This is a genomic window from Chryseobacterium ureilyticum (genome assembly GCF_900156735.1).
GTDB lineage: Bacteria > Bacteroidota > Bacteroidia > Flavobacteriales > Weeksellaceae > Chryseobacterium > Chryseobacterium ureilyticum.
The window spans coordinates 602,205-622,852 of the sequence record NZ_FTOL01000001.1 but is presented as its reverse complement, the minus strand read 5'-3'; the positions used below and the strand labels follow the sequence as shown (position 1 = coordinate 622,852).

Here is a 20,648-nt window from a genome sequence, read left to right as displayed (position 1 = left end):
TTGAAAATTCCCAGAATCATCAATTTCGTTTTGTTTCTTATTTAAATGCGTCCTTTCTAATCCTATAGCGTTGCAATTCATTGTCAACAAGCACATACAAGTAAATCCCATCGCTTATCATAGCGGACATAGCCTTACCATTTTTATTCCTTATGTAGAAACTTCCTATATACCGCTGTTCGTCTGTTCTGTAGACATCAATTATTGAGGAAGTTTTCCATGAGTCCGCTGGTTCATGTTTTCCTTTTAAATTCGAACGGTTTAAAATTAAATCACCTAACAAAGCAAACCCTTTATTTACGCTGAAAGATGGCGCATTCATTTTTTTTCTTCCATCAGACAGCTTGGTTACAGATATATTCGCGGTTTTAGTGGTATCAATCGTGTTAAGTCGATGACGTATATTCAAGTTACTGTCCATTACGATGTATTCATTTCGATAATAATAAGTATAAACTACTTTATCTGCACCAGCTTCAACTCCTAACCTACCATCCACATCAAAAACACCGTCAATCTGTTTCTCTAGAACTGTAGGCTTTAATTCAAGCTTCGGGTTTCTGTTAAGGTCCAGCGAGCCAATCGAGTATTGCTTATCGGCCCTTTTTTGTACGCGGAGTACAAATTTCCCTGAATCTAAAACCGATAGTTGATTGAAAAATGCATCCCCGTAGCTAATTGTATGTGCTATAGAATCATTAAGTTTCCCACGATAGATAATAGGTACATTACCATCATACAGATAATAGTAAGGGGACTTGACTTGAAGCTGGATATTTCTAAAGGGATAGTCTTTCTTATCCAAAGTTATCTTAACTCTTGTCAGGTTTTGGAAACCGGTATCAATCATTGCTATGAACAATGGTGTAGTCAGATTTCCGAGATAGATTTTACCCTCTGCTATTCCTGCAAAATAATAGGAATTCACACTCAAATTCACCGTTTTATCGTCAAAAATAGGATGCTGCAAGAACCGTCTTGTAAAGTTGTTTTCCTTCTTAATAATATTTTCCGAAGAGATAAACATGATAATTACAACAAGACAGCTGACAATGACTGTACTTATTGATAAAAGTATTGCGTTCCACGTCTTCCCCTTGTTTTTTCTAACAAGAACGAAAATTCCTAGTGCAGACAAAACAACAAAACAAATATTAAAGATTAGATGCTCGGTCCAGCCTAACTTTTCAAGAATTCCTCCACAACTACAGGGGATGAAGTCACTGTAATTTAGTATAAGATAGATATAAATGGTAAAAGCACTCATTAATCCAAGGGATGCATACAACCCCGCCTGTCTGGAATCACTCAAACAGAGCATGACTGCAACAATTAATTCAATGGTAATAATTCCGTAAGATATTATCCCAGCATATGCGCTCAGAAGCGGTGATTGTGCCAATTGCACCTGAAAGTTTTCAAAATCTAATAGTTTGTTGGCGGCAGCATACATAAAAAGCAAGGCCAGCAAAATACTGACAATCTTCACAAAATGCTTCCCTATAAAATTTACAACTATCATAATCATTAGCATTGATTATGACAAATTTCGCCAATATAGGAAATTATAATACGGACAATATTGATGATAATATTTCCATTTTGAGGAAAAACATGCCAAATATTTATTTACCAACCTTCAGTTTGGCCAATCGCGGAATATCACCAAGACGAATTCCATTCCTTACAAAAACCTTGTGCATGTTCTCGTAATCAGAAAAATTGTTTTTGAATGCTATTTCCTTCAAGCTAAGGGTAGTAAAGGCAATATCACCAACAGCTTCCAACATCTTAATTTTTAACCAAAACCGATAGAAAGAATCACCAAGACATAGCTTGGAGTCGCGCTGAAAATGTTCATAATTATAACCTTTGGATTCAATATAATTTTGAAGGGTCTGTTTAAATCCCAAATTATACGACTTTAGTAAATCCTTTATGTATGAAACATCGGATGGCACGTCTTGTAGTACATGCTTTGGGACCGATAGGTCAACAAAATGCAAGTAACCATTCCTTATGTCTTCCAAATATGCTATTCCAACCACAAGGTGCATACTGTCCCCTTCTGTATATCTGTGATGAACTGGAAACACATCCTTAAAAGCCTGGGCTTTCCAGTTCAGCTTAGCAATAACGTCAAGCACGATGGGTTCGTAATCATTTAAATCTGTAAAATCAAAACTACATACATGCTCCTTCTTAAATGCTTCTTCTGGAATAATATCAAGCTTTTTTAAAATAGCATAAAAGCTATCCACAATACTTTGCAAACGCCCAGATAATTCCAGTTGGTCGGAGAACAAAACGGCTGGCTTCACAAAGTTTAAATTGCAAAATTTAGAGATATTTCGCCCAGCCAAATCATCCAATAATGAAATGGTGTAAAAATTCATTGTAACCTCTAATTAGTTTTCAAAGTAAGACCGATCTCAGAGCTGGCTTTGTAATAAGTTTTCGTATAGTGTAATTTACGGCCTATAGTTTTTTAAATATAATATTTTTAATCTAATAAAGAAATAACAGTCAATAAATTACCAATTAAATGCATTACCATACATTACCAATCCTTTAATTGTAACAAAAAAGGACGGCTTTAAGGCCGTCCAATCGAGCATGGGCTCATTCTGGTAGTGTAGGATTTTCGTTTTATAAAAGTAACAAACAATTACAGATTTAGAAATTATCTAATTGGACCAATAATAATAGGGCCTAGCTTCTTATTGTTAAACTGGAAAGATAGCTGCTTTTCATTACCAAAACTATCACTGATCCATACGTCAAAATTCTGTGCTACAAATGACTCAGAGGTATAATAAAGTCTGAATTCCTTTTGCATTAACGGGTAAAGATCATTTGGCAGATAAGGTTTATGATCAAAATATCTCAATGTTCCTTGTCCATCGTTCTGAAAATAGCGAATGTGATACTTATTTTCAGCATAATCCCCAATGGAGATAATCGCCATTCTAATTTCCACTGTTTCACCCAGTGCAATATCTTTTGGTACAGGCATTACCTTTACCTCAAAAGGAAAATTCTCCTGGATATCCAAATTATCTTTTGTACATCCTGACAAGGAGATAATTCCAACAATCGCCATCAAACCCAGTACAAGCGTACCAAATGACATTTGACTAATATGCATTATATTTTTTATAACATTATTTTTTCAAAAGTTAATGCGTAATCCAATCCCTGAAAAGGGTCTGAATTGATCCAAATCTGTTCCCCAAAGCACCCTAACGCGCCCCTGCAAAAGCAAAACGATCCTATCCGACAAATAAGTTTCAAGAGATAATCTACCTGCAGTACCGAAGATGAAACCACCGTCATTCAGTAACAGCGCACCGTCTGAAAGTATGCTATCACCACGATTCAAAACTTCATATCCAGCAACACCGGTCAATCCCGCATTAAGTGTGATAAACTTTCTTGCATCCGAAAGCAACTGTACACTATATCCAATCTCACCCAAATAATTTTCCAAAGGGAGCGTCCACTGCTTATAATCTGTAGTACGCCGCTGAAATTCTGCACTCCAAATCCAGTAGTTCCCTCGCCTTCCGAAGCTATTTACGGTTAAATTGACGTAGTAATTAGAACTTAAATCTTTACTTGCCAGCATTCCGACACTTACCTCTAGCGCTTTTTGTTTATAGACCATGCGTTGGGAATATCCATGAATACTTATAAGCATAAGTATCAAAACAATGATATAATTTTTCATAAGATATTTTTTTACTGACTAATTTTGATTTTCATATCCGAAACAGATTTCGCATTCACCAGATCGGAATTCTCTATTTCTAACACCTGATTTCGACCTCCATTCTTCTCATACAATCCTATCTTTAGAACCTGATCATCACTAATGGTAAATTGATCGAGGAGCACGACATTTGATGCCGATGATTCATCTGAAACGATCTCCATCATCGGATATTCACGTAATGGTGCAAGCTGTTTTTCCTGCGATACTGTCCTTTTACCAACCTGTTTATCCACAATCTTGAAAGTGCAATAATCAATTAAGTAAGGAACGTTAGATTTATTCTTAACCTCCGTATGAAAGTAAAATTTACCATTGTGCACAAATATGCCCTTCAGGATAAATTGCACACCATAGGATTTAGATCCAATGTGTCTGATGTACCGTTTGTCTTGCTGATAAATGGTCTTCATCACCGTTTCTGTTAATGATGGTGGGTTAAAACCAAGTTCCTCAAACTGGACATTTTTTTGCTCGACACGTTCCCCCTCTTGTTGCATTTTAAGCAGGTCATAATTTAATGTTTGCGGATAACCATTGTATGTCACATTAAAATTATAGAATTGCCCATCCTTTGTAATTACACTAAAATTAGTTTCTTCACTAAAATCCTTTACCGCAGCTTTAACACGCAGAACGTTCTGAGCATCTTCCGCTATTCCAGCAGTTAGAAACTCTGAACCCAGATCTGCATATCTTATCGCAACAGGAAAGATTAAATGAGTAGTCTTGTTGTAGGTTACCTCAAGCCTATAGGCTTCGACCCTTCCCTTTTCAAGATCAGATTGTTGTCCAAAAGTTTTTATAAATAGTCCCACCAAAAGGACTAATAAAACTGTATTCCTTATGATATTCATCTTTTTAATTTTTGTTAATTATTCTTTTTCGTAACCAGCAAGACTTGCTGGCCGGCTTTAAGGGTCACCTTGACAGTCCTTATTTTTTTTGAAAAATATCCCGAAACTCCCTGCACAAGACCGCGTGTCAGGTCCCCAACAACCTGCTGTCCTGCTGAACGCGACATGGAAATATTCATACCGGAACTTTGACTCATATTAGCAGCTATCTCCCCAGCAGCATTAATTTCGTCAGACCTTGGAACGGATAACCCTAATTGACCATTCACATCATAAGCAAGTACCTCAACAGGCAGGATATTCCCCTTTACCTCAACTGATGAAACTTTTAACTGTAACCTATTCCCCTGAAATTTTGTACCAGCCTCCAGTTCCGTCCCTTTGGGAACGCTGTAGCCTGCAATCGTTGCATTTTCCAATAATCTCAGTTTTACAGAGCCATCCGCAGTAACAGTTTTAGTTTCCATAATTATAGCGCGTATACTATTTCTTGCAATCCCCTTTTTTTCTCTTGCCCCTACCGTTAAAAAGGAATGATTCCTTTCTCCTTCCAGGCTTGCCAGGAAAGTGCTGTCATCTTGTTCGCGATATAAAGCGCTCACTATACTTTTACGTACTCCCTTTAAACTCTCCGTTTTTTCGGTTTTACTTTGAATTTTATGATTTGTACCATTTGCTGAATCTGTAATAGTTGTTGAAGCTGTCATATCCGTTCCTTGAGTTCCACTAGGAAGATATTTTGACGCCATTTGATATGATTTTTCCATTAAAGTTAGCTGGTCATTCAAGGTAGGAGCAGCCGGAACATCCTTTGCAGAAAGCTTCTCTTGCAATTGATCAACTTTCCAGCGCAATTCCAATTTCTCCCTGTCATCATCTTGATAAAAGGAACTCAGCGTACTTTGCGCATTTCTGTAGCTCGTTAACGAATTATTTTGGTAACCTGGGTTTCCATAATTTCCAGATGTATTTCCAACACTTGCGGTAGAAGCAGGAAATTCTGCTGTAGTACTATCGCCGTTGTTATTCCAATAATCAGCCAGTGATTGCAATGAACTTCTTTTTTCAGCTTCCTTTTCATCCAACATCTCTTTCTCGTATGCCTTTTGTTTGTCCGCCTGCAAACCTTTGTCCGTAGCTTCGGGAACAACATTTTTTAATCCCTTTTCATCTATTGCGCTACCAGAGCTTTTCGGCTTAAATATCAAATACAGGCACGCAATAAAGACAATTCCCATGAGCCCAAAAATCAACGGTTTTTTGAGCTTGTCAACTTTTGATTTGCTCTCGGTTAAACTGGAATTATCACCTCCAGTTTCATCATCGACGATTAAACTTATCCGTTTATTTTCTTTCTCTTCCATTTCTATATTTTTTATAGTTAATTATGGTAGAATCCTTCCTCGCTGATGAGCCATCACTAATGGAGGGAGATTCTATATGGCTTATCTCCATTTGCCGATCCTCTTTGCCCAGATCATAACATACCTTGACAAGCACACCAACCCCCATTGTGAGGTAAAAAGCAAAAAGAATAATGACATACCTGCACTGGGTCTTCAGCGGTAATGCCTGCCACCTATTATCGAGTTTTTCTAACTCGGTTTCGATTGTATTTCTAAAATTTTTCATACTAGTTTTTTAGCTATAATGAACCTTTGTTATGCAGTTTTTTCATTCGTTAACAACTTATTTCTACCGCTCAACAACCTCCTCGTCCTTATTTACTAATACACCGAATTTCAAAATCTGAAATCCCTGTGGGTTATTATCTGATTTCACACTGTTCAAGAGTGTACAGGAAGTGACCAAACTTCGCCTCGTCAGATTACTAGATCTGATAATGAACTGCTTGGCATAGGTAGTTACAGCATAGGGGTAAGAATTAAAATTGCATACAACGCTATCAACCTCAATTCGTTGCTGCACATTACCAGAGATAATCCTATTATAGTATCCCTTCTCTGAAAGATCATGGTAGTAGTCGTAGGCACTTTTATCTGCCAGATCAAATGCGCGTTTCATATTACTTTCAATCGCCGCTTTGTCCGGAGCAAGCGTAAAAAACAGCTCGTGAAATCTACGCACATGCTCTCTGGCCATAACCGGCCTATTAATGGCAGCGTCCTGAGATAAAGCCAACATTAGCGATTTACCTTGATCCAAAACATAAATCTTTTCCCGTTGTACATTTGCAAAAGAATAGGATTTCCAGACTGAAAATCCAGTCACTCCAAAGCAAAGCAATGCAAAAACAATAGCGTATAGCCGGATCTGTCTAAAGCTATTCTCTATATTTCTTAAAGTTTTAAACTCCATAACTATTTCGTTTTTTGCCCACCTTGATTATTACCCATAAGCTGACCTCCTACTTCGCCGATGGCAGCTCCAGCACCAGCAGCTGCGACATTTCCGCTACGCATAGCCATCTGACTAACATTTCTGGTAAAATTCCCAGCGCCACCAGCCTGAATAATCCATCCCGTTACCGTAGGTATGGTGAAGTAACCAACAATTCCAATGATCATGAATATCACATATACGGTGTTACTGGTGTCGGGAATAAATGTTGGATCATTGAGCATTTCAATATCCCGCTCTAATATTAAAGACTGGATTTTCGCAAGCATTGCACTGAACATATCCGCCACAGGAAGCCATAGGTAAACACTTATATACCTTGTCAGCCACTGGCTTAACGTACTTTGAAAGCCGTCCCATACGCTGATCGCAAATGCTATGGGGCCTAAAATCGACAGCACGATCAGAAAAAATGTTCGAATTGTATCGACAACCAAAGCAGCTGCCTGAAAGAGAATTTCCAGCAGTTCCCGAAGCCACTTTTTTGTTGCCTGCTCCATATTATAAGCCGTGCGATCCATATACATTCCCGCCATCGTAACCAGATCATTTGGCGCCCATCCCAACTCTTCCAGTTTTTTGTCGAATTCCTCGTTATTGACCAGATAGGCTGTTTCTGGATTTCTCAGTGTTGCTTCCTTTTCCAATAGGTCTTTCTGCTCCTGTAACTTATTTAGGTCAAGCACCTGATTGTCCAGCATACTATGTGTTCCTTGAACAACCGGGCTTAAAACTGCATTAATAGTTCCCAGTACGATGGTTGGAAAAAACATGATGCAGATTCCAATCGCAAACGGTCGCAGTAAAGGGAAAACATCGATAGGTTCAGCTCTGCTCAATGCCTGCCACACTTTTAGTGCTACATAGAACAATGCACCCAATCCGGCAACACCTTTGGCAACAGTTGCCATTGTAGCAGACATCGGAAGCATCTCATCGTAGAGCCCCCGAAGGAGCTCATGTAGATTATTAAATTCCATAATTTTTCTTTGATTTACCAATACTTTTGTCCATCTGTTCCATATAATTCCATTACCCTTTTGGTATTGTTTTGCTTCTTTGCGCGAAGAATACTGACAGAAATATTTTTACTCGTATAGTATCGAACAAGGCTGTGGTATTCTTTGACCTCCTTATATACGCGGTCGATAATTTCCATTCGTTCCTTATCATTCAATGAAAGACTGCTGGAAGTGACGATCTGCTTCAGATCCTTAAGCAGCTCAGTACTCTCATTTAATAGTGCAGAATAGCCGTTACCGATAGCCATAAGTTCATTCGGAGAAAAATTCTTGTCATTCAACATTTTCCCAAAATTGTTTACATACATTGAACTGACATCTCCGACCAGCAATACCGTCTGCTGCACCTTCCTGGCATCTTTGACTAAATTGTTTACGGCCTTTAGCTTATCATAGTATTCCTTCCCCTGCTCGTAAACTTTCTTGACTTCGTTAAAATTTTTCACAACATTTGATACCGTGCTAGAGGTCTGTACAATTTCATTGGCGGAATTTAAAATTCCCGAAGCCAGATTTGTCGGGTCGGTTACGACCCACTGTGCTTGTACTTTTTGGGTAATGGATACTGTTAACACCATTACTACGGTGATAATAAAATTTTTCATTTTCTAAATTTTTAGGATTGTTATTAAATAGTTAATTGTCTTCTCTCGACAGTCCCTTGATCCTTCGTAAGGATATTTTCTTGATTGCTCCCTCAACATCGCCACCCATTTCCTGCGCAAGATTCATCACTTCTAATTTTTCAGATTCTTCAGTTGTATACGCCAAATACTCGTGGTGGCTAACTTCTGTGGCATATACTGCGGAATTCGTTCCACCTAAACCGATCCAAACTTCTTTGTAGAGGCGTGTGGGGTCATTATCCTGATTAATACTTAAAATCTGAGATTTTTCGCGTTCGGTCAGACCCAGCATTTTTTGAATGTCATCAAACTTATTAGCGTACTTTCGTTGATCGAGCAGTATCTTGCAGTCTGAATTATTAATAATACTTTCACGTACAATCGGTGAATGAATAATGTCGTCCACTTCCTGGGTTACCACCACGGCTTCGCCAAAAAACTTCCTAACCGTTTTAAACAGATACTTTAAATATTCCGCCATTCCTTCCTTCGCAATGGCCTTCCAAGCTTCTTCAATTAGTATCATTTTACGAACACCTTTTAACCTACGCATCTTATTAATAAAGGTTTCCATTATGATTATTGTCACAACAGGAAATAGAATTCTATGATCTTTTATTGCATCAATTTCAAAAACAATAAATCTCTTATTAAGCAAATCAAGCTCTTTTTCTGAGTTTAGTAAATAATCATATTCTCCACCTTTGTAATATGGTTCCAGCACATTTAGAAAATTTGCCAGGTCGAAATCTTTTTCGCGGACTTCCTTTTCCTGAAGGACCCTTCTATAGTCTCCTTTCACATATTCATAAAAGCCATTAAAACTTGGTTGAACAGAGGATGATTTTATTTGCTCGATGTATCCCGCAACCGCATTTGACAAAGCCACCTCTTCACTACGCCTCGGCGCTTCGTCATCACGTTTCCAAAGGGTAAGGATAAGCGTCTTGATGCTCTCTCTTTTTTCGATATCAAACACATTATCGTCCGTGAAGAAAGGGTTGAAGGCAATCGGATTATCTTCGGTGTAAGTAAAATAAACGCCATCACCGCCTTTCGTTTTTCCTTTGATAAGCTCACATAAACCCTGATAAGAATTTCCAGTGTCCACTAAAAGTACATGCGTCCCTTGTTCATAATACTGTCTCACCATGTGGTTGGTGAAGAATGATTTTCCACTTCCATTTTTTTGGAGGGTTGGCGGGCTACTCAATTAAGGGTAGCCCGCCAACCCCCAGATGGCCCCAGAATGAAACGGTTTCTATTGGTAATAATACCTTTTTTCATAGGCAAGTCCGAAATATCCAAATGAATTGGCTTACCAGTCAGCCTATCTGCGAGTTTGATCCCAAATGGCGACAATGAATCCTTATAGTTCGTTTCCTCTGTAAAAAAGCAAAGAGCTGGTTCAATGAAGGTGTAAAAGGATTCTTCAGAGGGGAAGTCACCTGCGTTGCCGGGTATCCCCGCCCAAAATAATGTGGCAGCGTCAACTGTGTTGTGACGTGGTTTACATTCCATCAATGCCAGGGCACTTCCTACATCGTTCTTTATTTGTCGTAATTCTTCTCGATCTTCAGACCAGGCAAATACATTGAAATGCGCCCGAATAGAAGGAGACCCATGAGAATGTGCCTCATTCAAATACCTTTCGATCCATTCCCTATTTACCTGATTGGCACGGCTATATCTTGCGAGTGAATGCATATTACGGGCAGATTTTTCGAACTTTCGTAAGTTATCGGAACTATTGTCAATGAAGAGGTATTGATTATAAATGTGATTACAGCTCAACATTAGTCCAACGGGGGAGGCAAAGGATAACATACAATCACTTCTGTCGGTCGATAATCTGTCATAGCGTTGCGATTCAGAAACGGCACCGGGTAGATCATCGGTATCTGAAAGTGTATGCAAAACCATTCGGTTGCTTCCAATTCTTAGTTCCTCGGCACCGAGTGCCAGATCTTCTAAGGGTACATCTTTTTCGCGTGATAGTGTGAAATACTGATCCAATAATCCACGACCATCTTTAGTACCGATAATGTCAGACTCTTCGAGCTGATTCATTTTGATGTATCCACTGTCATTGATGATACGCTGGAATTGCGCAACGTTCTCTACAAATCGTCGCATACCTTCCCTATCTCTTACCTCCTTTGAGATTAAGTTTCCCTTACAAAGACTACTGAAATTGCTTTGCGTGCGCATCCTATCTTTAGTAGTTTTGGTTATAAAAACATAGCCGTAGTGATTTAAAAAAGGGCGTTCGTTAAAATGCATTTGAAAGGAGCGCGATAAAAAACTGTGCTCAGCATTTTCTAAGTCGGGTCTATATTTTTCTTTTAAGTACCAATCCTGCTTATGCACAATGGTAAAATCAGGAAGTGTTTTTACAGCCTTGCTCCATGTAGAATGAATAGATTCGTAAACATCTGCTCCTACGGTGAAGAGCTCAGGAAGAAAAATTTGAAAACATAGCGTGATATCTCCTTCCTTTGAAATGATGCAATTATTTTCTACTGCCAGCAATGGAAATCTACTTTCCAAGGTGGTCGTTTTGGATATGTTTCTCATAAAATTTGTTTTTTGGTGGTGAGATTTCTTTTTAAATACCTATGGACTGGTTTGCGGCAAATAATGTATCGGGGATGCACCCTTCTTGCACCAAGTTTCATTAGACCATGCTCACCATATTTTGCATTAAGTGCGAAAGTTTTCCAGATTATAATTGATGCAGCACCGATTCCGATACTCAAACAGAGGTACGTATGAATTCCAGCCATGTACATGATCATCACAAGAATGAGAACTGTAAGAAGTCCACCGGCGAAAACAAAAAGATATTGAGCTTTCAAACCTTTGAATTCAACCGTCCTCCCTATTCCTTTATTGATATGATACTTCATAGTCAATTTTATAGAAAGAATGAACGCAGTATTGTTGCTGCCACAATGAGGAAAATACAAGCTCCGAACCAGCTCGCCGCTGTTTTACTCGTGTCAGGGTCTCCAGAAGAAAACTTGTTGTACACTTTCACCCCTCCAATCAGTCCCACGACAGCACCGATCGCATAGATCAGCTTGGTTGCAGGATCAAAATAGCTGGTTACCATTTGGGTTGCTTCTGAGATACCTGCTACACCATTTCCTTGGGCTAGGAGCACACTTTGGAAGGAAAGGCAAATAGCAAATACTAACGGAATTTTTAGTCTTCGATTTTTCATGTTTCATTACATTTTTTGTTCGTAATCCCCGTCTGTGCGGGCTTGGAAACAAAGGTGTCACCGGAATGAAATGAAATTGGGAAGAGTGGTAGAGAGCGGACTAAATTGGCTTAAGGTTTCCTAATTGGACATATTTTTGGACAAAAAAAACCGCCAAAGTACTCAACTTTGACGGCTCCTTATTGTTACCCATCTATATAATTATAGCTTTGGTCCTCTTTTGTTTTTGAAAGAATTTTCCTGTGCTTTGACGGCTTTCTGGATAGGTTTCTTTAATCTATTTTCATTAATAAGATCATCTATCCCTGTTTGTTTCCAGGGAATGATCTTAGCATCAAATTCGAGCGTCAATCCAACCCACTTTAGATCATCTGTTTCAGGCCATCCGTTTCGCCTGTTCCAGCCGACAGGATCGAGTACCTTCACATCTGGAATTTCAACAAATAACAGATCCTTTGGATATTCAGTGATATTCTCATAGTCCAGCTTTGCAATTTCATGCGTTCGTGGATTATAGGGAAATGCATAAGTGTTGGTTTCCACAACATAATAATCGTCAAGGTCGTCAAAACGGATTCCCATTGTTGAAAAATCATCTTTGGGCCTTAATAGATCTATTCGCGCATCTGCATAGAAAATACTATCGGCAATTGTAATAGTTGGAAGTTGGCCGGAAGAAATTCGATTTTTAAGCAAGCCCTGATCAACCATAACCTCAAAATCACTTGACCCCTTAATTTCTTCCAGGGACTTATTGTATTTTAAAGCCATACCACTCGGATCTAAAGTTATTAACGGGGGCAGATTGACCTTGACGGATCTACCAGTAGATTCATCGTAGTGCTCAAATGTGTAACCGTCTTTCCCAAGATCGTCCATCTGCCATAACAAATAGATATTTTTTGGATCTGATTTTTCCCATACATTGTTGTTCTGAACATCGATGATAAACTCAAAATTTTCCCATTTAAATATTGGCAAGTTTGTTTCCATAACATTTTGATTTTAGTTTTTCTTAATTCCAAGACCGCTAAAATCTGCGGAAACAGGAAAAGGATGAGCAGAATGAGATAATGAAGTACTAATTATTCTTACAGTGTCCTATTGATGCATTGCTTTTCGTCAAGGTCTGCCTTGAAATCGGAATTGACACTTTCATAAAAAATTACCAATGTCAAAATCGTCCAACTGGCCTTCAGATGGCGCCACATCGTTCAAGTTCTTGCTATCTAAAGTTCTATCAAGTAACATTGCTACCCTTTGGGAAGCACCTTCAATTGTATTCTCTAAAACATTGTATAAATCCGTCCCCTGTATTTTTTGCATAACATCAATAACCTTATTTTGCTGCTCCGATTCGAGATCATTTTGCTGGAGAAGTTTTCCCACCGTCAACAACTCTTCAAGGGAAACACCCTGACTAAATCTTGCATCATAAGGTGGAAATTCATCCTCCAACCATTCTTCATCCTCGACCGGATCAATAGGTACTTCGCCCTCCAGTTGTGGATTCAATTGATTTTCCAAAACTTTGTTAGGTTGATCTAATTCATCAGTTTTAGGTTTTATCAATGGCCTACCGCCAATTCTGTCTTCACCTAACCTATGATCTGTGTCCTTATGGGTTTTGCCCATAACATCAGGTAATTGAGAAGAAACCGCCTTCGGTTCCTGTGTTTTCACGGACTTAACTATTTTAACCTTATCAATAGCAAGCAAAACGATAATTGTAAAAAGGCAGAACAGGATCACAATTTGTATTAAACCATCCATAACACATCAAAAAAGTGGTTTACAGTTAGCTTCAAATTCCTCGATTATCATCGACTCAAATAGGTCAAAATGATGTGAAAGTATATTGTCGAGGTAGGCATAGAGAGGGATTTTGTCTCCGCCTATGATTTGGGCAATCCGAGATAAACGTTGGTGGTACTCTTCCCGCAAATAGATACTTTTTTCACCTCTTTTTTCTATATTTTTTCTATCTAGGAACAACTTCCCATATGTTCCCTTGGCAATTCCTGTTTCTTGATTTACCTTAATGGTAACTTCAACTTTGTTTTGTGTCTTTTTCATTGTCAATTATATTATCGGTTTAAAGCGGTCATTGAAGTAATCAGTGATGTCACCTCCAAATTCCCTGAAATGATATTCCAAAATATTGTCTATGTAAGAGTACAGCGTTACTTTATCTTCCCTGGTCAATTGTACAATCCGAAGCAAACGTTCATGGAATTCCGATCGAATGTATACAACCTTACCACTTCTTCCCGAAGGAAAACGGTTGACCAAAAACGTTTCTTCATAATCAACTTTCTTAGCTAATGATGATTTTGCCCGTTCGCGGGGTTTGCTCTCTTTTTGTTCTTCCTGTTTCTCGACAAACTTATCTGGAGCCGGCTCATCCCCGCTCATAATCTGCATGAGATAATCTTCATCTACGACAGGTTTTTCAAAATCTTTTCGTCCCTTTCCTCTTGTCATTTTTTTATTATCTATAAGTGAATGATCTTTAAAAACTCCGCAATAAAAAGGTCAAAACGGGTAACTTTCAAAAGCTGTAATTCAGCTGGCAAAAGACTGGATCTAAAAACGTAATTAATCGTGTCATCCGTCTCTTTTCTAAACCGCTTACTATCCCGAATACCTGTTTTCATCATAAGTAGACCAAGCTCCTCAATCACCTCTTGGTATGCTATATAGAGACCCGTCTTTTCACGACCGTCAACCTGGTTCCAAAACAGCCAGAGAGCTAACCCTTCATTCTGATCATCTGAGGGAGGAAGCTGAAGAAAAGCCTTACTGAATGCAAGGGTACTCTCCACGACAAGACGATCGGCAGTAATGGGAGAAAAAATAAAATCCATCGACTTTAGCGCGGTTAACACACCCTTTGTGTTGGCTGTACCCGGTAAATCAAAGAATACAATATCTGGCTCAACAGAAAGCTGACTTATATTCTCTAAAGCTGTTTCCAGAGCTATATCCGCCTTACTCTTTATAATCGGGTACGCTTTCTTATTAATGGTCTGGAACTGCTTCATAGCTGCCTTCTTGTGATATTCACTATTCATGATACTTACTCTATCTCTTTCTCGCATATTACTCAGACTATGCTGTGGGAAGTCACAGTCCATAACCAAAACATTAAAACCTAATCGATAATGCAGCACACTTGCCAGCAAAGTTGTGATTGTGGACTTCCCCACTCCTCCTTTTTGAGTGTAAATGCTGACCTTTAAAGTTTTCTTCTTTTTTTCCATTGCTTATATATTATTAATCATTTTACCATTTAACCCCAAAAGCGGGAATGCAGAAACATATTTTATCTCTTTACTTCGACAATTGCAGTGTGTAATACCTTATATGCAAGTTGTTATATTACTTTTTATATGATTACCAAGGTGGAAATATGACCATAAATGAAAATGTAAAACCATTCACAGGTAGATACAAAAGACATTTTGCCAACTTTACCGCTTTTACGCTTTTACACTTTTATATTTTTATGTTTTTAAAACCTAATACTTTTATTACCTACTTATTGACATGTTGCATTCCCGACCAAAATGCAGGTTTACCAATCTTCCCCATTTGTTGTAAAGGAAAACAGTTTTAATAGGCATTAATGGTATCAGGGACATACTAACCTATCTTTTCCGAAATTGACTTAATCCTTTTAGGATTAACTTCTACTGTAGTATTTTTTTTATTTCTGTTCCCGTGAACAGAGCAAGTTGTGTTTTGAGTGCCTCAAAACTCGTTTTGTGCCCCAAAACGACTTGCTCCTGCCGAGAGCTAAGTAAATCCTCCGAAGTCGTATGTACTATTTAATTTTTTTATCAACTATTGTCTTCTTTTCGGCTATTAAACGCCGACTTAGGAAAGAATAAGCAAAAAACCAGTTTGCTATTCTAAAAACAGATATGTTTTGGCAAAAAGATATGAAAGCTCATCACAAAGGCGGGAGAAATCCAAAAATAAACAGAGCGATACACCGCTATGTATTCCGATTGACCGATATAGAAAACACTAGGTTTTTATCACTTTTCGAACAGAGTGGACTGGATACAAAAGCAAAGTTTATTGTATCATTATTATTTGAGAGACGAATAAAATCAATTAAAATAGATGCAACCGCGAACGAATACACAACAAAATTATCGCATTTCTTCGCACAATTCAGAGCCATCGGCGTAAATTATAATCAGGTTGTTAAGGTGCTACATACAAACTTCAGTGATAAAAAAACCATACTTTATATTGGTAAATTGGAAAAACACACCCTTGAATTAGCCAGTTTATGTAAGGAAATACTGATTCTCACCAAACAGTTTGAAACAGAGTATCTGCTAAAAAAAGAAAATTAATGGTCGCAAAAATCGGAAGAGGAACTAATATATATGGAGCTTTACTGTACAACCACAGCAAAGTTCTCAATAATAATGGCGAGATTTTGCACCTTCATCATATGAAGGAAACTGCTGACGGAAATTATACGGCAATGCAACTCCTAACTTCTTTTGCCCCTTATTTACTGGCAAATAAAAACACCGAGAAAACGGCACTTCATATTTCACTTAATCCAGATCCAAACGATTGTATTTCTGATGAGGACTATATAAAGATTGCTGAGGAATACATGCAAAAATTGGGCTATGGCGAACAACCTTATGTCGTCTTCAAGCATACTGACATCGAACGTACGCATATACACATTGTTTCAACAACAGTTGATTGTAAGGGTATTAAAATTCCGGATTCATTTGAAAAGAAAAAATCAATGGATATCTGTAGAGAACTCGAAACAAAGTTTAACCTATCGCCTGCACCTGAAAAGCAGCTCTTTGAATCCAGCATCCCAGTAAATCCTATTAATTTTGCCACAGGAAATATCAAAGCTCAGATCGCATCTATTGTTCGTCATCTTCCAAAATATTACCAATTCCAGAGCCTGGGCAGTTACAACGCATTGTTGTCACTTTTTAATATAACGTCTGAGCACATCAAAAAAGAATACCTAGGGGAAATCAAAGAGGGATTGGTTTATTTCGCTACAAATGAAAATGGGAATAAAGTAAGCAATCCCTTTAAATCTTCATTGTTTGGTAAACAGGCAGGACTAAAAGAACTCAGGGCTCATTTTGATAAAAGTAGAGCGAACAGCGCATCAGCTAAATCTTCCATTACAGAAGTAATCCAGCAGGCAATGCAGCTAAATTCCAACGAAATGACTTTTAAGGACTATTTGATCCAGCATGGCATTAATACTGTTATCAGGAGAAATGAGCAAGACAGAATTTACGGCATTACCTTTATAGACCATAATACAAGGAATGTGTTTAACGGTTCCCAACTAGGAAAGCAATTCTCGGCGAATGTCTTTCAAGAACTATTTTCTAGTCACGACTTAAAACTGAAACAAAATAAAATAGTACAGCCAATTATTATTAATCAAACAAATTCAACTAATAATACAACCACATCTGATCACTTACATCCGTTTTTTGATTTTATGGTAAATCTTTCTAACATTGATGGTTTTGGGTTCCTCGAATCACTACTCACTGGCACATTTGCCGAAGATCCCGAAGAGCAAGCCTTTGAATATCAGATGAAGAAAAAACGAAAAAAACGTCCCACCTGATAATCGCCAGCAAAAGCTTCAGAAAGATGGTACAGCCTACAAAAAACCGTAAGTGGCCTGCACTTCCTGAATAAGGTCTTCTAATCTCTCTGCCATATATGAACTTTTATAGACGCGATCTTGCCATATTTCAACGCACCAGTATCCCGGTTCATCATTCCACCATACAAGCCCGTGAAAATTACCGGCCGTAAATTCAGCACAGTAATTCTTTCCTTCTATCCAAGATGCCACATTATGATCCACCTCATTATCAAAATTTGAAAAAGACCGACCCTTTTTGATATATAACAAACTTTTTAGGTATCCTAAAATCTACTTTCATAAATGACCTATAATTTTTATTGATTGAATTCCCAAAAATGTAGACGATTAGGCTAACTTGGATATCATAACCTATAACGAAGAGCTATTTGGCGCCAGATGTTTTCTGCAAGATCCTTATCTTCGCCATGTGCAAAATGCCATTTTCCATCTCGCTTAATAAGAGTCTGAACCAGCCCATCTAATAAAACAGAAAATTCTTCTTGGTCCTTCGTTAAATCTTTTTTCAATAAAACAATCTGGAAATCACGGGTTTTAAATGTAATCCTAAAAGTCTGCTTAGTAAAATGTTCTTCATATTGTCCTATTGTATCCAGCATGATAATGTATTTACTTTCGAAATTCTTTTTAATAATATGAATTTTATCTCAAAATAGAAATTCTCCGAAAATATTCCAATTTTAAAAACCCACATTTCGCACCAATTTTTCGTGTCTCTAAAAACTTGTTTTTAACCTTGCTATAAGACATTACAGGACAATTTATACCGCTAAAAACTACTTCTCAAATTTTCATCCGCAGAGATAATATCTATGATGAAAATTATCACTTATGCAAGAAGACGATTTACGAGGATTAGCCAAAATTATGGCCTTTATGCGTGCAGTTAGTATCCTATTGGTACTTATGAATTTCTACTGGTTCTGTTATTCTTTTTTCTACGACCAAGGATGGACACTTGAAGTTCTGGAAAGGATATTAAAGAACTTTCAAAGGACAGCCGGCCTCTTCGACAATTCGCTATATAGTAAAGTATTTGCGTTGATCTTATTGGCGCTCAGTTGCCTTGGGACCAAAGGTGTAAAAAATGAAAAAATTAAATGGAAAAACATTTACATATGCCTAATATCCGGTTCAGTTCTTTTTCTTTTAAATTTTCCGCTCCTTAAAATTTCAAATCCTCTGTATATGCTTACTACTTCAGCGGGATTTATCGTGCTGATGGTAGCTGGTTTATGGATGAGCAGGCTCTTAAAAAACAGGTTAATGGACGACCCTTTCAACAACGAAAATGAAAGTTTCATGCAGGAAACCCGTCTTATCGAAAATGAATACTCCGTTAATCTACCTACACAATTCTATTATCAAGGAAAATGGAACGATGGATGGATAAATGTCGTAAATCCTTTTCGTGCTGCAATAGTTGCCGGTACACCAGGATCAGGAAAAAGTTATGCTATTATAAACAATTATATCAAGCAGCACATTGAGAAAGGATTCTCTATGTATGTATTCGATTTCAAATTTGACGATCTTTCTCTAATCGTATATAACCATTTGTTGAAACATTACGATAAGTATAACACCAAACCACAGTTTTACGTTTTAAACTTTGATGATCCCCGTCGCAGTCATCGATGTAATCCTTTAAGCCCCTCATTTTTGAGTGATATTTCCGATGCGTACGAATCTGCATATACGATAATGTTAAATTTAAACAGGACATGGATTCAGAAAACTGGCGATTTCTTTGTCGAATCACCAATCATCCTGTTAGCGGCGATCATATGGTTTCTGAAGATCTATGACAATGGAAAATACTGTACTTTCCCGCACGCGATTGAGCTACTTAATAAAAAGTATGCTGATATTTTTACCATTTTAACAAGCTATCCGGAGCTACAAAACTACATTAGTCCCTTTTTAGATGCATGGGAAGGTGGAGCGCAAGATCAGCTACAGGGTCAGATCGCATCTGCAAAAATACCATTATCAAGAATCATATCTCCAAAATTATACTGGGTAATGACCGGGAATGATTTTTCACTTGACATCAATAATCCGAAAGAACCGAAGATTTTATGTGTTGGTAGTAACCCGGACAGGCAAAATATATATTCGGCTGCGCTAGGCCTTTATAATTCAAGAATTGTTCGTCTGATCAATAAAAAAAAGCAGCTAAAGTGCTCGTTGATTATCGATGAGCTACCCCAGATTTATTTTCGAGGCTTGGACAACTTGATTGCCTCCGCTAGGAGTAATTTAATATCCGTATGCTTGGGATTGCAAGACTTTTCAATGTTAACCCGAGATTATGGCGATAAAGAATCTAAAGTAATCCAGAATATCGTAGGTAATATTTTCGCGGGACAAGTGGTTGGCGACACTGCAAAAACATTGTCAGAAAGGTTCGGGAAAATTGTACAAAAAAGACAATCCATCAGTATCAACAGAAATGATACCAGCTCTTCGATTTCCACACAGCTTGATAGTCTGATTCCTGCATCAAAGATCTCAACCTTATCACAGGGGATGTTTGTTGGAGCCGTAGCTGACAATTTTGGTGAAAAAATAGAACAAAAGATATTCCATGCCCAGATCGTGGTAGATACCGAGAAGGTCGCCAACGAGACAAAGAATTATCAACCCATTCCCCTGATACGTTCTTTCCTATCCGAATATGGTGAAAATAATATGGAACAGGAAATTAACGAAAATTATAAACAGATTAAACAGGATGTCACTATTATTATAGAGAAAGAAATGTCACGTATACAGAATGATCCTGATCTTGCTCATCTGATCCGACCGGATTAATTTTGCTGTTTGAAGGCAAGTACATGTGTTTTTTTGGTTTAAAATTAATAAAAGTCTATTTTTGCTCTTAAAAATTTTTCTAATTGAACATGAAAGAACTGATCGAAAAAATTAACGTTGCCGTAGAAGCATTCAAAACTGATGCGGGATTACAAGCCGAAAAAGGAAACAAAGCTGCGGGAACAAGAGCTCGCAAAGCATCTCTAGAACTAGAAAAACTTTTAAAGGAGTTTAGAAAAACGTCTCTGGAAGCTTCAAAGGCTTAAAATCCAGCC

General features: G+C 37.9%; 22 protein-coding genes and 1 pseudogene. 4 read left to right on the top strand and 19 right to left on the bottom strand.

What is annotated here, in order from left to right:
• Window positions 1-37: 37 nt before the first annotated feature.
• The 18 genes and pseudogenes from BW983_RS02500 to BW983_RS02415 form a co-directional block, all read right to left on the bottom strand.
• Complete coding sequence (locus BW983_RS02500; RefSeq protein ID WP_084184335.1) at window positions 38-1,528, bottom strand: DoxX family protein; 1,491 nt, start codon at window positions 1,526-1,528, stop codon at window positions 38-40.
• Between the two features lie 97 nt (window positions 1,529-1,625).
• A complete protein-coding gene (locus tag BW983_RS02495; protein ID WP_076549656.1) occupies window positions 1,626-2,396 on the bottom strand; it encodes a helix-turn-helix domain-containing protein in 771 nt (256 codons plus the stop codon).
• A 287-nt stretch (window positions 2,397-2,683) separates the two neighbouring features.
• The gene (locus BW983_RS02490) at window positions 2,684-3,148 is read right to left on the bottom strand and encodes a DUF3872 domain-containing protein (RefSeq protein ID WP_139329208.1); all 465 of its coding nucleotides are present in this window, start codon (window positions 3,146-3,148) and stop codon (window positions 2,684-2,686) included.
• 24 nt (window positions 3,149-3,172) lie between these two features.
• Window positions 3,173-3,730 carry a conjugal transfer protein TraO gene (locus tag BW983_RS02485; protein ID WP_076394258.1) on the bottom strand — a complete coding sequence of 186 codons (558 nt, stop codon included), beginning with the start codon at window positions 3,728-3,730 and terminating at the stop codon, window positions 3,173-3,175.
• A gap of 11 nt (window positions 3,731-3,741) precedes the next feature.
• Window positions 3,742-4,629 carry a conjugative transposon protein TraN gene (gene traN, locus BW983_RS02480; protein ID WP_076394256.1) on the bottom strand — a complete coding sequence of 296 codons (888 nt, stop codon included), beginning with the start codon at window positions 4,627-4,629 and terminating at the stop codon, window positions 3,742-3,744.
• 14 nt (window positions 4,630-4,643) lie between these two features.
• Window positions 4,644-5,993 (bottom strand): conjugative transposon protein TraM, encoded by a 1,350-nt coding sequence (traM, locus tag BW983_RS02475; RefSeq protein ID WP_076549652.1) that lies wholly within the window; start codon window positions 5,991-5,993, stop codon window positions 4,644-4,646.
• Complete coding sequence (locus tag BW983_RS02470; protein ID WP_076549650.1) at window positions 5,974-6,261, bottom strand: TraL conjugative transposon family protein; 288 nt, start codon at window positions 6,259-6,261, stop codon at window positions 5,974-5,976. The genes traM and BW983_RS02470 overlap by 20 nt, the downstream gene beginning before the upstream one ends.
• Before the next feature lie 63 nt (window positions 6,262-6,324).
• Window positions 6,325-6,948: a conjugative transposon protein TraK gene (traK, locus tag BW983_RS02465; protein ID WP_076394250.1), complete on the bottom strand. Its 624-nt coding sequence runs from the start codon at window positions 6,946-6,948 to the stop codon at window positions 6,325-6,327.
• Window positions 6,949-6,950: 2 nt separating this feature from the next.
• Window positions 6,951-7,970 carry a conjugative transposon protein TraJ gene (gene traJ / locus BW983_RS02460; protein WP_076550797.1) on the bottom strand — a complete coding sequence of 340 codons (1,020 nt, stop codon included), beginning with the start codon at window positions 7,968-7,970 and terminating at the stop codon, window positions 6,951-6,953.
• A gap of 14 nt (window positions 7,971-7,984) precedes the next feature.
• Window positions 7,985-8,617 (bottom strand): DUF4141 domain-containing protein, encoded by a 633-nt coding sequence (locus tag BW983_RS02455; protein WP_076549648.1) that lies wholly within the window; start codon window positions 8,615-8,617, stop codon window positions 7,985-7,987.
• A 31-nt stretch (window positions 8,618-8,648) separates the two neighbouring features.
• Window positions 8,649-11,215 (bottom strand): annotated as a pseudogene (locus BW983_RS02450) (TraG family conjugative transposon ATPase).
• The gene (locus BW983_RS02445; RefSeq protein WP_076549646.1) at window positions 11,212-11,547 is read right to left on the bottom strand and encodes a DUF4133 domain-containing protein; all 336 of its coding nucleotides are present in this window, start codon (window positions 11,545-11,547) and stop codon (window positions 11,212-11,214) included. Before BW983_RS02445 ends, BW983_RS02450 begins: the two are co-directional and overlap by 4 nt.
• Before the next feature lie 8 nt (window positions 11,548-11,555).
• Window positions 11,556-11,864 carry a DUF4134 domain-containing protein gene (locus BW983_RS02440; RefSeq protein ID WP_076549644.1) on the bottom strand — a complete coding sequence of 103 codons (309 nt, stop codon included), beginning with the start codon at window positions 11,862-11,864 and terminating at the stop codon, window positions 11,556-11,558.
• Window positions 11,865-12,065: 201 nt separating this feature from the next.
• Window positions 12,066-12,857, bottom strand: coding sequence for a hypothetical protein (locus BW983_RS02435; protein WP_076549643.1), 792 nt, complete (start codon window positions 12,855-12,857; stop codon window positions 12,066-12,068).
• A 162-nt stretch (window positions 12,858-13,019) separates the two neighbouring features.
• On the bottom strand, window positions 13,020-13,547 hold the full coding sequence (locus BW983_RS02430) for a hypothetical protein (protein ID WP_139329207.1): 528 nt from the start codon (window positions 13,545-13,547) through the stop codon (window positions 13,020-13,022).
• A 96-nt stretch (window positions 13,548-13,643) separates the two neighbouring features.
• Window positions 13,644-13,940, bottom strand: a complete 297-nt coding sequence (locus tag BW983_RS02425) for a DUF3408 domain-containing protein (protein WP_076549640.1) — start codon at window positions 13,938-13,940, stop codon at window positions 13,644-13,646.
• Window positions 13,941-13,946: 6 nt separating this feature from the next.
• On the bottom strand, window positions 13,947-14,348 hold the full coding sequence (locus BW983_RS02420; RefSeq protein WP_076549638.1) for a DUF3408 domain-containing protein: 402 nt from the start codon (window positions 14,346-14,348) through the stop codon (window positions 13,947-13,949).
• 11 nt (window positions 14,349-14,359) lie between these two features.
• Window positions 14,360-15,127, bottom strand: a complete 768-nt coding sequence (locus tag BW983_RS02415; protein WP_076549637.1) for a ParA family protein — start codon at window positions 15,125-15,127, stop codon at window positions 14,360-14,362.
• Window positions 15,128-15,790: 663 nt separating this feature from the next.
• Between BW983_RS02415 and mobA the strand changes: the two genes are divergently transcribed.
• Both mobA and mobB read left to right on the top strand, forming a co-directional pair.
• Entirely contained in the window at window positions 15,791-16,234 is a 444-nt protein-coding gene (gene mobA, locus BW983_RS02410; RefSeq protein ID WP_220699602.1) for a conjugal transfer protein MobA, read from the top strand.
• Entirely contained in the window at window positions 16,234-17,511 is a 1,278-nt protein-coding gene (mobB, locus tag BW983_RS02405) for a conjugal transfer protein MobB (RefSeq protein ID WP_076549635.1), read from the top strand. The genes mobA and mobB overlap by 1 nt, the downstream gene beginning before the upstream one ends.
• Window positions 17,512-17,900: 389 nt before the next feature.
• Here the strand turns inward: mobB and BW983_RS02395 are convergent, their stop codons facing one another.
• Window positions 17,901-18,155, bottom strand: a complete 255-nt coding sequence (locus tag BW983_RS02395) for a hypothetical protein (protein ID WP_076549632.1) — start codon at window positions 18,153-18,155, stop codon at window positions 17,901-17,903.
• A 232-nt stretch (window positions 18,156-18,387) separates the two neighbouring features.
• Here BW983_RS02395 and mobC point away from each other — a divergent pair, with 232 nt between their 5' ends.
• Complete coding sequence (gene mobC / locus BW983_RS02390; RefSeq protein ID WP_076549630.1) at window positions 18,388-20,373, top strand: conjugal transfer protein MobC; 1,986 nt, start codon at window positions 18,388-18,390, stop codon at window positions 20,371-20,373.
• An 89-nt stretch (window positions 20,374-20,462) separates the two neighbouring features.
• Entirely contained in the window at window positions 20,463-20,639 is a 177-nt protein-coding gene (locus BW983_RS02385; RefSeq protein ID WP_076549629.1) for a histone H1, read from the top strand.
• Window positions 20,640-20,648: the final 9 nt, after the last annotated feature.

What these genes read in the sequence shown, in the direction of transcription:
- BW983_RS02500 (WP_084184335.1), bottom strand. Translation starts at nt 1,528, where the DNA reads ATGATTATGATAGTTGTAAATTTTATAGGGAAGCATTTTGTGAAGATT.
- BW983_RS02495 (WP_076549656.1), bottom strand. Translation starts at nt 2,396, where the DNA reads ATGAATTTTTACACCATTTCATTATTGGATGATTTGGCTGGGCGAAAT.
- BW983_RS02490 (WP_139329208.1), bottom strand. Translation starts at nt 3,148, where the DNA reads ATGCATATTAGTCAAATGTCATTTGGTACGCTTGTACTGGGTTTGATG.
- BW983_RS02485 (WP_076394258.1), bottom strand. Translation starts at nt 3,730, where the DNA reads ATGAAAAATTATATCATTGTTTTGATACTTATGCTTATAAGTATTCAT.
- traN (WP_076394256.1), bottom strand. Translation starts at nt 4,629, where the DNA reads ATGAATATCATAAGGAATACAGTTTTATTAGTCCTTTTGGTGGGACTA.
- traM (WP_076549652.1), bottom strand. Translation starts at nt 5,993, where the DNA reads ATGGAAGAGAAAGAAAATAAACGGATAAGTTTAATCGTCGATGATGAA.
- BW983_RS02470 (WP_076549650.1), bottom strand. Translation starts at nt 6,261, where the DNA reads ATGAAAAATTTTAGAAATACAATCGAAACCGAGTTAGAAAAACTCGAT.
- traK (WP_076394250.1), bottom strand. Translation starts at nt 6,948, where the DNA reads ATGGAGTTTAAAACTTTAAGAAATATAGAGAATAGCTTTAGACAGATC.
- traJ (WP_076550797.1), bottom strand. Translation starts at nt 7,970, where the DNA reads ATGGAATTTAATAATCTACATGAGCTCCTTCGGGGGCTCTACGATGAG.
- BW983_RS02455 (WP_076549648.1), bottom strand. Translation starts at nt 8,617, where the DNA reads ATGAAAAATTTTATTATCACCGTAGTAATGGTGTTAACAGTATCCATT.
- BW983_RS02445 (WP_076549646.1), bottom strand. Translation starts at nt 11,547, where the DNA reads ATGAAGTATCATATCAATAAAGGAATAGGGAGGACGGTTGAATTCAAA.
- BW983_RS02440 (WP_076549644.1), bottom strand. Translation starts at nt 11,864, where the DNA reads ATGAAAAATCGAAGACTAAAAATTCCGTTAGTATTTGCTATTTGCCTT.
- BW983_RS02435 (WP_076549643.1), bottom strand. Translation starts at nt 12,857, where the DNA reads ATGGAAACAAACTTGCCAATATTTAAATGGGAAAATTTTGAGTTTATC.
- BW983_RS02425 (WP_076549640.1), bottom strand. Translation starts at nt 13,940, where the DNA reads ATGAAAAAGACACAAAACAAAGTTGAAGTTACCATTAAGGTAAATCAA.
- BW983_RS02420 (WP_076549638.1), bottom strand. Translation starts at nt 14,348, where the DNA reads ATGACAAGAGGAAAGGGACGAAAAGATTTTGAAAAACCTGTCGTAGAT.
- BW983_RS02415 (WP_076549637.1), bottom strand. Translation starts at nt 15,127, where the DNA reads ATGGAAAAAAAGAAGAAAACTTTAAAGGTCAGCATTTACACTCAAAAA.
- mobA (WP_220699602.1), top strand. Translation starts at nt 15,791, where the DNA reads ATGTTTTGGCAAAAAGATATGAAAGCTCATCACAAAGGCGGGAGAAAT.
- mobB (WP_076549635.1), top strand. Translation starts at nt 16,234, where the DNA reads ATGGTCGCAAAAATCGGAAGAGGAACTAATATATATGGAGCTTTACTG.
- BW983_RS02395 (WP_076549632.1), bottom strand. Translation starts at nt 18,155, where the DNA reads ATGCTGGATACAATAGGACAATATGAAGAACATTTTACTAAGCAGACT.
- mobC (WP_076549630.1), top strand. Translation starts at nt 18,388, where the DNA reads ATGCAAGAAGACGATTTACGAGGATTAGCCAAAATTATGGCCTTTATG.
- BW983_RS02385 (WP_076549629.1), top strand. Translation starts at nt 20,463, where the DNA reads ATGAAAGAACTGATCGAAAAAATTAACGTTGCCGTAGAAGCATTCAAA.